Genomic DNA, 12,249 nt, shown 5'->3' with positions numbered 1-12,249 from the left:
GCACGCTTAGCGGCCCAGGTTCTTCAACGCTACCCGGAACAGGAAAGTGTTGCCGCGCCGGGCATCGCCGGTCTCGTCATAATCGCGACGCCAGGTAAGGCCAAGCTCGATACATTCGTCGTCGTAGAGGAATCCGAGACGATGGCGGACGGGCTCATAACCGTCGGCGATCGACAGCGGATCTTCCTGGCTGCCGGTGAGGTTGATCACCGTCGAGCCGAACACCGACCAGTACCGGGCGATCTGGATGCGGGCGCCGGCGCGCAACTCCTCACGATCGCGCAGATCTTCGAGCGTCGCATCAATGTCGCGATTGAGGCGGAGATAAGAGGCGGTGACATAGGTCGAACTGCTGCCGATGGTGACGTCCATCTCGTTGCGGCGGATGGCGAGATTGTCCTTGTCGAGCCGATAGCGGTGGGTGAGCTCGACGAACTGCCCATATTTCAGGCTAGTCCGCCCGACGACGTCCGAATGGCGGCCCGACAGGCCGGTCCCTTCGGGCAGGATCGAGGGGCGGCTGTTGAGGCGGTAGCTCTGGCCGATCACGCTGCGCAGCGAGAAGCGCGGCAGATCTACCGCCCATTCCAGGCCATAGGTGACGCGGCTGCCATCTTCCCAGCGATCATAGCCGGGGAAGCGGTTGAGCGCGAAGAGGTTGGAATCTTCCAGATCGACCGAGCGGGCATCCTCGTTGGGGATGTCGAGATTCTCGGTCTTGGGCGTGGCGACGACCTGGACGCGGGGGGTGATTCGCTGGCTGCCGCTGAAGAATTCGCCGACGAAGGGCCAGCGCATGTCTGCCGCGAGCGCGACGATGCCACGGCCGCTCCAGCCTTCGGTGCCCTGATATTGCGGGATCAGCGTTCTGAGCGCTTCATCGGTGTGGTAGACGTCGCCGCGGGCATAGGCCGTGAAGGTCACTTCCTGGCCGAAATTGGTGAGGCGGCGCAGATCCCAGCGGGCGCCGGCAAAGGCGCGCTGCGTGTCCTGCCCCTCCGTCCGCAGCAGCGCCAGGCTGTTGGCCTGAAGTTCGATGCGGCCATCCAGCAGCGGATCATCGAGCCGCAGGCGATAGTCGATGGCGGGCAGTGCGATCGGCTGGCGGCCGGCGCGATCTTCTGTGCGGAGGCCCTGCACGGCCCAGCCGGCGACCGAGAGATAGCTGGTCGCGTCGATTCGCTCGAAATTGAAGGTCGAACGCAGGCGATCGTCGCGCGAAATGTCGTAACGGCGCAGGAAGGTCTTGTCGGTGGTGGCGCGAGCGGAGGCGCTGAGGCTCCATTCGGGTGTGAGTTGGAAGCGGCCGTTCGCTTCGAAATAGCCGCGGATATCCTTGCTTGTCGGCGCGTCATCGTCGGGAATGACGGTTGCGGGTTGGCGCTTGCCGTAGGTGAGATAGCCGCCGACGCTGAACGCGCCGAGCGAGTTGAGCTCGCGATATTGCGCCTCGATCGCGGGCAGCACTTCGGTGAAGACGTGCGGCGTCAGCGTAAGATCGCGATTGGGGGCGAGCTGGACGTAATAAGGCGTTGCGAGCTCGAACCCGTTGGTCTTGCTGATGCGGACCTGCGGCATCAGGAGGCCGGAGCCGCCGCCTTCGCTGCTGTCGGGATGCGAGAGCCCCGGCAACCAAAGCAATGGTACGCCGAACAGGGTGAGCCGGGCATTATCGTAGGAAATGCGGTGACGGACGGGATCATGGACGACGCGGACCGCGGTAATCATCCATGAAGGGTTCTGGGGGCACCCATTTTCGTCGGTGACGTTGCAGGGCGTGTAAGCGGCCTGATCAAGCGTCGAGACGCCATTGACGCGGGTCGCGCGGTCGGCCGCAAGGCGACCGCCATCTTCGAGCACGAGCAGGAGGTTTTCGATCACGCCGTCCTTCAGCGTGTCCGTCAGCCGCACATTATCGCCATAAGCCGTATCGCCGCCGGGATTGACCACGGCGACGCTGCCTTCGGCGGTCACTTCGCCGGTCTTGCGATTCCAGATGACCTTGTCCGCCCGCAATCGGTTGCCGGCGCGCACCATGCGGACATCGCCCATGGCGGTGACGATATCGCCGTCATTGTCATAAGCCAGCGTTTCGGAGCTGAACACGACCTCTTCGTCGTTCGCCGGCGCGGGCGTGCCGCCCACCGGCGGCGGACCCTGCGGGCGATCGAGCAGATTCTGCGCCCATGCCGGCTGCGCAAGCGCGAGGGCCAGCGGCAGCGCAGTAAGACATATCGGCTTGAACTGGATCACAAACCCCCACGAGCAGGCCGAACGACGGCAGCCGCCGCCTATCGCACCCCCGCACGATTGCTGCAACGCCCCCATCGCCGATCCGTTGCGAGAGCAAGCTTTGCCAGCGCGGGCGACGTGGCCTAGAGGGGATTCAAAGTTCCAAACAAGGATGCGTCTTTCATGCAGGTGCGTTTTGCTTCCGTCCGTCCCGATGGCGATTATGTGCTGGCTCTGCCCGTGGGATCAGGTTCAGGTGCCGTGGATCGGATCGGGCTGGATGGAGCCGCGCTGGCGATCGTGCGACGCGCTGCGGCGGCTTCGCGCTTCGAGGGCGAAGCGGGCGCGATTGCCGAAGCCGTGACGCCGGAAGGCGAGGGCGTCCGCCGGTTGCTGGTGGTCGGCACCGGTGCTGCCGGCGACAATGAGCGCAACGGTTACGAGCAGGCGGGCGGCGCGCTCACCACGCGGTTGCTGACGTCGGGCGAAAAGACACTGGTCGTCGATGTCAGCAAGGCCACGGGCGATGCGGCGGTGGCTGCGGCCCATATCGCCTTCGCGGCGCTGCTGCGCGGCTGGCGGCACGACACCTATCGCACGAAGCTGCCCGCGAAATCGAAGCCGAGCTTGGCCGAGATCGTCATCGTCGGTGCCGGCGACGATTTCGTGAGCAAGGCGGAGGCCACCTGGACGCCGCTGAAGGCACTGGCCGACGGCATTTCATTCACCCGCGAACTGGTGAGCGAGCCCGCCAATATCATCTACCCGGAAAGCTTCGTCGAACGCTGCCAGCCGCTGAAGGATCTGGGCGTCGAGATCGAGGTGCTCGACGAAGCCGCGATGGCGAAGCTTGGCATGGGCGCGCTGCTCGGCGTGTCGCAAGGGTCGGAAAGGCCCGCGCAACTGCTGGTGATGAAGTGGGACGGGACCGGCGGCGCCAAGGAACCGATCGCCTTCGTCGGCAAGGGCGTGACCTTCGATACCGGCGGCATCTCGATCAAGCCCGCCGGCGGCATGGAGGACATGAAGTGGGACATGGGCGGCGCTGGCGCCGTGGCAGGCGCGATGAAGGCGCTCGCCAGCCGCAAGGCCAAGGCGCATGTCATCGGCGTCTGCGGGCTCGTCGAGAATATGCCCGACGGCAAGGCGCAGCGGCCGGGTGACGTCGTCACCAGCATGTCCGGCCAGACGATCGAGGTGATCAACACCGACGCAGAAGGCCGGCTGGTGCTGTGCGACGCAATCACCTGGGTGCAGCGCACGCACAAGGTGAAGACGGTGATCGACCTCGCCACCCTGACCGGCGCGATGATCATCTCGCTCGGCCATGAGCATGGTGGCCTGTTCGCCAATAATGACGAACTGGCCGACGCGCTGGTCGCCGCCGGCAAGGCTTCGGGCGACAAGCTTTGGCGTTTCCCGATGTCGGACGCCTATGACAAGCTGATCGAAAGCCCGATCGCCGACATGAAGAATGTCGGCCCGCGCGATGCGGGTTCGATCACCGCCGCGCAGTTCATCCAGCGCTTTGTGGAAGATGGCGTGAAGTGGGCGCATCTCGATATTGCCGGCATGGTGTGGGCGGCAAAGCCCGGCACGCTGTGGGACAAGGGCGCGACCGCGTTCGGCGTGCGCCTGCTCGACCGGCTGATCGCCGACAAGTACGAAGGCTGAGGGAGCTAAGAGGGCCGCGGTGCAGGTCGACTTCTATCACCTCGCCGCGAGCCCGATCGAACGGGTGCTGCCGCGCATCGCCGAACGCATATTGGCGGACGGCGGACGGCTGCTGATCGTCTGCGATGATGACGCGCTGGCGGTGCGGCTCGACCAGCATCTGTGGAACTACACGCCCGAAAGCTTCCTGCCGCATGGCCGCACGGGCGAGGGCGGCGAAGCGGGGCAGCCGGTGCTGATCGCCGCCACACCCGAAGCGCTGAACGGTGCGCGCAATATCGCGCTGGCCGACGGGCTGTGGCGGGACGAGGCGCTCGCCTTCGACCGCGCTTTCCATCTGTTCGACGACACGACCATAGCGGCAGCGCGCGAGGCGTGGAAAGCGTTGGCTGATCGCGACGGGGTGGAGCGCAATTTCTGGAAGCAGGACGAGGCGGGGCGCTGGACCAAGGCGGCTTAGTGGGGGGGCGGTGCGATAATGCCGTCATGCCAGCGTAGGCTGGCATCTCGTGCGGCCAATGTGGGTGGTCAACCTCCTGAGATCCCAGCTTTCGCTGGGATGACGGTGGAGGGTGCGCGCCTGCGAGTGCCCCGCCACCCTTGCTTCCGGCCGGCTTCGCGAGTAGGGAGCCGCCACTTTCCACACCATCAAAATATGGAGCCCGCTCGGCCATGGCGACCGAACGCACCTTTTCGATCATCAAGCCCGACGCCACGCGTCGCAACCTGACTGGCGCGATCACCGCCAAGCTGGAAGAGGCCGGCCTGCGCGTCGTCGCGTCGCGCCGCATCCACATGACCAAGGATCAGGCCGAGGGCTTCTACGGCGTCCACCGCGAGCGTCCTTTCTTCAACGACCTCGTTTCCTTCATGATCTCCGGCCCGGTCGTCGTGCAGGTGCTGGAAGGCGAGAATGCCGTCGCCCGCAACCGCGAAGTGATGGGCGCCACCAACCCGGCGAACGCCGATGCCGGCACGATCCGCAAGGAATTCGCCGAATCGATCGAGGCGAACTCGGTCCATGGTTCGGACAGCCTTGAGAACGCGGCCACCGAGATCGCCTTCTTCTTCAAGCCGGAAGAAGTGGTCGGCTGATTTTCTGATGGGATCGCGCCGGTTGGCGGGGTGATCCCATCATTATAGACGCTTCATCGCAAAATCGCGGCATTCGGCGCATGATTTTCGATCGGTTAACCCTCTGCCCATAGCCTTATCCCGTTGATCCGGCGTCGAGCCGGCGGGGTGAGGGATTGCAGATGGTTTATTCAGCGGGACGCGGGCAGCTCACGATCGGCGAGCGGCTCAATCAACAGCGCCGCATGTTCATCGTCGTCGGCGCCATCGTTCTCGGCCTGACCGTGGCCGGCGCTGCGGCCGACCTCTATTCCATCGAGCGCGTCGAGCGGGTCTCCAACAGCACGCTGGAAGTGGCGCTGCTGGAGAAGGATTTCGCATCGCTCGAGCGCGACATCTATCGCGCCGCGACCATCCCCACCAAGGAATCGATCGACGAGGTCAACGGCAACGCCCGTGACTTCGCCGCCGCCGTTGCCGCGATGCGCCCCGATGTGGCGGCCGCCGACCAGAAGGTGCTGGACGAGATCGACAGCTCCGCCGCAAGCTATGTCGCGCTGGCCCTGAAGATGGTCGATCCCGCCCAGCGCAACCCGCAGGGCCTGGCCGAGATGAGCAAGCTGGGCGGGAGCATCGACGATTCGATCGAAAGCCTGCGCAACCCCTTCATCGAGGAAATGGCCCAGGCCGGATCGATCCAGTTCTGGAGCAAGGCGGCGATGGCGATCGCGATGATCGCGGCGCTGATCCTGCTGACCTGGCGCTTCATGGCGCTGCTGGTGCGGACCCGCAGCGCGATCGCCGATGATCTTTCGTCCGCGGCTTATGGGCTGAAGGAGATCGCGGCGGGGCGTCTTGACGTCGACATCTCCGGCGTCGAGCGGGACGACGAGATCGGCGACCTTGCCCGCGCCGCTGTCGACCTGCGCAATGTCAGCATCGCCAAGCGCGAGGCGGATCGCGGCCTGACCGATATGGTCGACACCGTGGGCGTGAGCCTGCGCCGCCTGGCCGAAGGCGATCTCGACACCAATATCGACAAGCTGCCAACCGGCTATGAAGCGCTGCGCCGCGATTTCAATGCGGCGGCCGCCCAGCTTCGCGACGCCATTTCCGGCGTGTTGCAGAGCGCGGACAGCATGCACACCGGCGCCGGCGAGATCAGCCAGGCATCCGACGATCTTTCGCGCCGCACCGAGCAGCAGGCGGCTTCGCTGGAGGAGACGGCGGCAGCGATGGACCAGATCACCGCGGCCGTGCGCGAGACCGCCAAGGGCGCGGCGCTCGCCAACCGCCGGGTTTCCGAAGCGCATGGCGAGGCCGAAGAGGGCGGCCGCGTGGTGCGCGAGGCGGTGGACGCGATGGGCGAGATCGAGAAAAGCTCGCAGGAGATCGCGCAGATCATCAACGTGATCGACGGCATCGCCTTCCAGACCAATTTGCTGGCGCTGAATGCCGGCGTCGAGGCCGCGCGCGCGGGCGATGCGGGCAAGGGCTTCGCCGTCGTCGCGAGCGAAGTTCGCGCGCTCGCCCAGCGTTCGGCGGATGCCGCGAAGGACATCAAGACGCTGATCGGCGCGAGTACCAGGCAGGTCGAATCCGGCGTCCAGCTTGTCGGCCAGACCGGCGAGGCGCTGGACCGTATCGTCGCCAAGGTGAGCGAGATCGCCAAGCTGGCAGGCCAGATCTCGGTTTCGGCCGAGGCGCAGGCGGCGAGCATGCAGCAGGTGAACACCGCCGTCGCCGACATGGACAAGATGACCCAGCAGAACGCCGCGATGGTGGAGGAATCCACCGCTGCCGCGCGCAGCCTGGCATCCGAGGCGGACCAGCTTGCCGCATTGGTGCAGCGCTTCAAGATCGGCGCGGTCGAGATGCCGCCACGCAAGCCCAAGCCGGTGGCGGCGCGCAAGGCGGCGCCGGTCGTCTACGGCAATCTGGCGATTGCCGATGATGACTGGGCGGAGTTCTGATGAAGCGGATCGACCTGCTGCCGGTGATGGACCGCGAGGCGGTTTCGCTGTTGCTGCCTGAACTCAGGGACACGGTGCATGCGGGCGCCCGGATGGCCATCCATGCCGACAAGGTGGATCAGATCGGCCAAGCCGGATTGCAGATGCTGCTGAGCATCGCGCGATCGGCTGCTGCGGCAGGCGTGGAAATAGTGATCGAGGCGCCGTCGGATGCGCTGGCCAATGCGAGCGAACTGGCGGGATTGCGTTCGCGCCTGCCGTTCGCGGCGGCCCGATAGGAGCAGGATTTCGTGACCAACGAGGAAATCCAGGCGATCTTCCTGCAGGAATGCGAGGAAGGGCTGGTAAGCGCCGAGGCGGGCCTGATGGCGTGCCGCGCCGGCGAGCAAGACGGCGAGACGATCAACACGATCTTCCGCGCGGTGCATTCGATCAAGGGCGGGGCAGGGGCGTTCGGGTTCGGCGCGCTGCAGGGCTTCACCCATCATTTCGAAACCGTCCTCGATCTGCTGCGCAGCGGCGAACTGCCGCTCGAACATGAATTGATGACGACCCTGCTGCGCGCGTTCGACGTGCTGGCCGACCATGTCGCGGCGATTCGTGGCCATGGCGACACGCCCGACGATGCCGCGGTGCTGGCCGTGCTGAAGGCGATTGGCGCGGGCGAGCGGCCTGCCGCTGTCGTGGCGCCGGTGGTGGTGGAGCCTGAGCCCGAGCCGGAACCGGCGGCGCCTGCGATCGACCTGAGCTTCGACCTGGACGATCTGCTGGGCGGGCTGGAGCTGGACATCGCGGCCGCTGTCGAACCCGCGGCACCGAAGGCCGAATTGCCGTGGCGGGTGAAGCTGCGGCCGGGGCGCGGTGCGCTCCACAATGGTGGTGAGCCACTACTGCTGCTGCGCGAATTGCTGGCACTGGGCGGCGAGATCGTCGCGGTAGATGTGGCGGATATTCCCGCCATCGAGGAATTTGAGGCCGAGGGCGCCTATCTCGGCTGGACGCTGCGTGTGCCGGGCACCGTCGAGCGGTCGACGATCGAGGAGATTTTCGAGTTCGTCGCCGACGATTGCACGCTCGATATCGAGCGCGGCGAATGTGAGAAAGAACCGGAGCCGGTAGCGGTAGTACCGAAGCCCCAGGCGGTAGAAGCCCCGGCGCCCGTCGCGACCGTGGTGCCGATCAAGCCGGTGGAGGAGCCCAAGCCGACCGCCAAGGCACCGCCTGCTGCGCCGTCGGCAGCGGTGGGCGGGCAGACGATCCGCGTCGACCTCGACAAGCTCGATCGGCTGGTGAACCTGGTGGGCGAACTTGTCATCACCCAGGCCATGCTGGCGCAGCGGCTGCACGATTGCGGGCAATCCGCGATCCAGGAACTGACCGACCTCGACCATCTGACCCGCGAATTGCAGGACAGCGCGATGTCGATCCGCGCGCAGCCGGTGAAATCGGTGTTCAGTCGCGTGCCGCGCATCGTCCGCGAACTTGAGGCGCAGACCGGCAAGCGCGTCCGCCTGGAAGTGGAAGGCGAGGGGACCGAACTCGACAAGACCGTGATCGAGCGGATCGGTGAGCCGCTGACCCATCTGATCCGCAATTCGGTGGACCATGGCATCGAAAGTCCGGCCGAACGGATCGCGGCGGGCAAGGACCCGGAAGGCACGGTGCGCCTGTCGGCCGAGCATCGCGGCGGCCGCATCCTCATCACCGTCGAGGATGACGGCAAGGGGATCGACCGGGAGCGGGTATTTGCGCTTGCGGTGGAGCGCGGCATCATCGCCGCCGATGCGCGCCTGAGCGACGAGGAGATCGACAATCTGATCTTTGCGCCCGGATTTTCGACTGCAAAGGCGGTGTCCAACATTTCAGGCCGCGGCGTCGGCATGGATGTGGTGCGGCAGAATGTGCAGGCGTTGGGCGGGCGGATCACCATCGCCTCGCGCCCCGGCGAGGGATCCACCTTCACGCTGGCGCTACCGCTGACCCTCGCCATTCTGGATGGCATGATCGTGTCGGTGCGCGATCAGGTCTATATCATCCCGCTGACCCACATCATCGAAAGCCTGCGCCCCGAGGCCGGATCGGTGCGTCCGCTCGGCCCCGATCGGCTGATGCTGGATGTGCGCGGCGCGTTCCTGCCCGTGCTTTCCGTGGCAGGCCAACTCGGGCTGGGCGACGACCAGAGCGATCCCGAGCATTCGGTGCTGATCGTCGTCGAGACCGAGGAGCACGGCCAGGCGGTGCTGATGGTCGACGCGATCCTCGATCAGCGCCAGGTGGTCATCAAGAGCCTGGAGACCAATTACCGCCCGGTGCCGGGCTGTGCGGGTGCGACCATTCTGGGCGATGGGAGGGTAGCGCTGATTCTCGACGTCGAAGGGCTGGTGGCGCTGGAGTGCATGGCCGAAGCCATGCCGATGCGGCTGCGGGCCTGACGCCATGGCGGCGGGGCAGTTCGGCGGGGACGATGGCGGCATGACCGACGCCTTCCCCTTTGCGCGCGAGGATTTCGAGGCGATCGCGGCGATGGTCCACAGCCATGCCGGGATCGTGCTGACCGAAGGCAAGGCGATGCTGGTCTATGCGCGGCTGGGCAAGCTGGTGCGCGCGCGTGGCCTCGACAATTTCCGCGCCTATGTGGCGTTGCTGCGCAACGACCGTGACGAGCGTGCCCGCGCGATCGAGGCCTTGACCACAAACCACACCAAATTCTTCCGTGAAAACCATCATTTCGAGCATTTCGCGGCGCAGGTGCGGCCGGCGCTGCTGACCAAGGCGGCGCGGCGGGAGAAGGTGCGGCTGTGGTCGGCCGGATCGTCGAGCGGCGAAGAAGTGCATTCGCTGATGCTGACCTTGCTGGGCGCGGACCCGCAGGAAGCGCGCGCGATCCGCAACGGCGACGTGGTGGCGCTGGCGAGCGACCTCAACGCCCAGGTGCTCGAAACCGGGCGGCGGGGCCTCTATCCGACGGCGACCGCGCAGGAGATTCCGATGGCGCTGCGTTCGGCCTGGACCGACATGCAAAGCGACGGCGTCCAGATGCGCGACGGCGTGCGCGAACTGATCCGGTTCCGCCAGCTCAACCTGCTGCACGAATGGCCGATCCAGGGCCGGTTCGACGTCGTCTTCTGCCGCAACACGATGATCTATTTCGATGAGCCGACCAAGGCGCGGCTGATCTCCCGCATTGCTGAGAAGCTCGCGCCGGGCGGCTATCTCTATATCGGCCATAGCGAGCGGCTGGTCGGCCCAGCGGCCAATGATTTCCAGTCGGTCGGCCAGACCATCTACCGGAAGGTGGCGGCATGACGGTGCGGACGCTGATCGTCGACGATTCCCCTACCATGCGTGCGCTGCTGGCCGGGCTGCTGCGGCGCGACCCGGAGATCGAGGTGGTGGGCACCGCCGACCGGGCGAGCGTCGCGCGGCAGATGATCAAGGATCTCGACCCCGATGTCGTGACGCTGGATATCGAGATGCCCGAGATGAACGGGCTCGATTTCCTGGACAAGATCATGCGCCTGCGGCCGACGCCGGTGGTGATGGTGTCGACGCTGACCCGAGCAGGTGCCGATGCGACGCTGCGCGCGCTCGAACTGGGGGCGGTCGATTGCTATCCCAAGCCCGAAGGCGGGATGGCCGACCTGATGTGCCTCGATGACGGGGTACTGGCCGGCAAGGTGAAGCAGGCGGCGCGCAGCCGCAGGCGGGCCCGGCTGGAGCCGAGCACGCCCATTGCGCCGCAGGCGGATTTTGCCTGGAACGGCCGTTATCTCGCGATCGGCGCGTCGACCGGCGGGGTCGAGGCGCTGGGCACGTTGCTGGCGCGCTTCCCCGAAAATTGCCCGCCGACGCTGATCGTCCAGCATATGCCGCCCCTGTTCACGACCTGCTTTGCCGGGCGGCTGGACAATACGATCGCGCCGCGCGTGGTGGAGATGCAGGACGATGATCTGCTGGAGCAGGGTACGGTCTATATCGCGCCGGGCGGCACCCGGCACGCGATGGTGCGGGGCAGCCAGAAGCCGCATGTCCGGCTGGTCGAGGCACCGCCGATCAACGGCCATTGCCCGGCGGTGGACGTGCTGTTCCGTTCGGTCGCGCAATGCCTTGGCGAACGCGCCGTGGGCATCATCCTGACGGGCATGGGCAATGACGGTGCCCAAGGCTTGCGCGAGATGCGCGAGGTGGGCGCATCGACGATCGGCCAGAACGAGGCGTCATCTTTGATCTACGGCATGCCGCGCGTGGCGGCCCAGATCGGTGCGGTGGAAGAGGAACTGGCGCTCGACCGGATCGCGAAAAGGGCGCTCGAGCTGTGCAGCCGATGAAAGCCCCGACCCGCGAACAGCGCATCAATGTGATGCAGGGCACGACGTTCGTGACCGACGATCCGTCGATCGTGCTGACGACGGTGCTGGGAAGCTGCATCGCCTGCTGCCTCTACGATCCGCAGGCGCGGTTGGGGGGGATGAACCATTTCCTGCTGTCCGAACCGCGCCACGGCCGCAGGCACGATCATGGCGAGGCCGAGCGCTACGGCGTCTATGCGATGGAATTGCTGATCAACGAGATGCTGAAGAAGGGCGCCAGCCGGTCCTGGTTGCGCGCGCATCTCTATGGCGGCGCGAATCTTCACGCCGGCATGCGTGAAATCGGCACCGACAATGGCCGCTTCGCCAAGGAGTTTCTGGTCAAGGACGGCATCGCGCTGAGCCAGGCCAATATCGGCGGCACCACGCCGCGCCGCGTGGATTTCCGCGCCGCGCAGGGACAGGTGCGCTGCAAGGCGGTGGGGACCGATGTTCCCATCGAGGAAACAAGGGCGCCGCCGCGGCCCATCCATGGCGGCGATGTAGAGCTTTTTTAACCACAGATGCCCGACGAGAGCAGACGACCCGGAGATTGAAACCCATGTCCAAGACGATTCTGGCCGTCGACGACTCGCCCAGCATGCGCATGTTGTTGCGCAGCGCGCTGACCGAGCGCGGCTATGCCGTGGCCGAGGCCGAAGACGGCGTGGCGGCGCTCGAATGGCTCGACGCCAATGCGCCCAGCCTTGTCATCACCGACATCAACATGCCGCGCATGGACGGCTTCGGCCTGATCGAGGAATTGCGGTCGCGGCCGCGCTTCCGCGACATGCCGATCCTGGTCCTGACCACCGAAAGTTCAGACGACAAGAAGGCGCGCGCCCGCCAGGCCGGCGCGACCGGCTGGATCGTCAAACCGTTCGACCCGGAAAAGCTTGCCTCGGCCATCCGCCGGGTTTCTCACTGACTGCTGCACCCAAGGAAAT

The 12,249-nt window shown here is 65.9% G+C and carries 11 protein-coding genes; 10 read left to right on the top strand and 1 reads right to left on the bottom strand.

Annotation, left to right across the window (positions count from 1 at the left end; all coding sequences use genetic code 11):
- Positions 1–6: 6 nt before the first annotated feature.
- Complete coding sequence (locus ACFB49_RS07145; RefSeq protein WP_380877785.1) at positions 7–2,253, bottom strand: LPS-assembly protein LptD; 2,247 nt, start codon at positions 2,251–2,253, stop codon at positions 7–9.
- A gap of 162 nt (positions 2,254–2,415) precedes the next feature.
- Here ACFB49_RS07145 and ACFB49_RS07140 point away from each other — a divergent pair, with 162 nt between their 5' ends.
- The 10 genes from ACFB49_RS07140 to ACFB49_RS07095 all read left to right on the top strand — a co-directional run bounded on the left by ACFB49_RS07140 (position 2,416) and on the right by ACFB49_RS07095 (position 12,230).
- Positions 2,416–3,906 (top strand): leucyl aminopeptidase, encoded by a 1,491-nt coding sequence (locus ACFB49_RS07140; RefSeq protein WP_380877782.1) that lies wholly within the window; start codon positions 2,416–2,418, stop codon positions 3,904–3,906.
- A gap of 19 nt (positions 3,907–3,925) precedes the next feature.
- Entirely contained in the window at positions 3,926–4,366 is a 441-nt protein-coding gene (locus ACFB49_RS07135; RefSeq protein ID WP_380877780.1) for a DNA polymerase III subunit chi, read from the top strand.
- 212 nt (positions 4,367–4,578) lie between these two features.
- Positions 4,579–5,001: a nucleoside-diphosphate kinase gene (ndk, locus tag ACFB49_RS07130; protein ID WP_380877778.1), complete on the top strand. Its 423-nt coding sequence runs from the start codon at positions 4,579–4,581 to the stop codon at positions 4,999–5,001.
- A gap of 161 nt (positions 5,002–5,162) precedes the next feature.
- Positions 5,163–6,953 carry a methyl-accepting chemotaxis protein gene (locus tag ACFB49_RS07125; RefSeq protein ID WP_380877775.1) on the top strand — a complete coding sequence of 597 codons (1,791 nt, stop codon included), beginning with the start codon at positions 5,163–5,165 and terminating at the stop codon, positions 6,951–6,953.
- Complete coding sequence (locus ACFB49_RS07120) at positions 6,953–7,231, top strand: STAS domain-containing protein (RefSeq protein WP_380877772.1); 279 nt, start codon at positions 6,953–6,955, stop codon at positions 7,229–7,231. Before ACFB49_RS07125 ends, ACFB49_RS07120 begins: the two co-directional genes overlap by 1 nt.
- Positions 7,232–7,243: 12 nt before the next feature.
- On the top strand, positions 7,244–9,385 hold the full coding sequence (locus ACFB49_RS07115) for a chemotaxis protein CheA (RefSeq protein ID WP_380877770.1): 2,142 nt from the start codon (positions 7,244–7,246) through the stop codon (positions 9,383–9,385).
- 4 nt (positions 9,386–9,389) lie between these two features.
- A complete protein-coding gene (locus tag ACFB49_RS07110) occupies positions 9,390–10,259 on the top strand; it encodes a CheR family methyltransferase (protein ID WP_380877768.1) in 870 nt (289 codons plus the stop codon).
- Positions 10,256–11,281, top strand: coding sequence for a chemotaxis response regulator protein-glutamate methylesterase (locus ACFB49_RS07105; RefSeq protein ID WP_380877765.1), 1,026 nt, complete (start codon positions 10,256–10,258; stop codon positions 11,279–11,281). The genes ACFB49_RS07110 and ACFB49_RS07105 overlap by 4 nt, the downstream gene beginning before the upstream one ends.
- Positions 11,278–11,820, top strand: coding sequence for a chemotaxis protein CheD (locus ACFB49_RS07100; protein WP_380877763.1), 543 nt, complete (start codon positions 11,278–11,280; stop codon positions 11,818–11,820). Before ACFB49_RS07105 ends, ACFB49_RS07100 begins: the two co-directional genes overlap by 4 nt.
- A 44-nt stretch (positions 11,821–11,864) precedes the next feature.
- On the top strand, positions 11,865–12,230 hold the full coding sequence (locus ACFB49_RS07095) for a response regulator (RefSeq protein ID WP_380877760.1): 366 nt from the start codon (positions 11,865–11,867) through the stop codon (positions 12,228–12,230).
- The last annotated feature ends 19 nt before the right edge of the window (positions 12,231–12,249 follow it).

The organism is Sphingomonas sp. DBB INV C78 (genome assembly GCF_042693015.1).
Taxonomy (GTDB): Bacteria; Pseudomonadota; Alphaproteobacteria; order Sphingomonadales; family Sphingomonadaceae; genus Sphingomonas_E.
This window is presented reverse-complemented; position numbering and strand designations above follow the sequence as displayed.

Coding starts and splice junctions, on each gene's coding strand:
- ACFB49_RS07140 (WP_380877782.1), top strand. CDS start 2,416: ATGCAGGTGCGTTTTGCTTCCGTCCGTCCCGATGGCGATTATGTGCTG.
- ndk (WP_380877778.1), top strand. CDS start 4,579: ATGGCGACCGAACGCACCTTTTCGATCATCAAGCCCGACGCCACGCGT.
- ACFB49_RS07095 (WP_380877760.1), top strand. CDS start 11,865: ATGTCCAAGACGATTCTGGCCGTCGACGACTCGCCCAGCATGCGCATG.
- ACFB49_RS07105 (WP_380877765.1), top strand. CDS start 10,256: ATGACGGTGCGGACGCTGATCGTCGACGATTCCCCTACCATGCGTGCG.
- ACFB49_RS07125 (WP_380877775.1), top strand. CDS start 5,163: ATGGTTTATTCAGCGGGACGCGGGCAGCTCACGATCGGCGAGCGGCTC.
- ACFB49_RS07120 (WP_380877772.1), top strand. CDS start 6,953: ATGAAGCGGATCGACCTGCTGCCGGTGATGGACCGCGAGGCGGTTTCG.
- ACFB49_RS07100 (WP_380877763.1), top strand. CDS start 11,278: ATGAAAGCCCCGACCCGCGAACAGCGCATCAATGTGATGCAGGGCACG.
- ACFB49_RS07110 (WP_380877768.1), top strand. CDS start 9,390: ATGGCGGCGGGGCAGTTCGGCGGGGACGATGGCGGCATGACCGACGCC.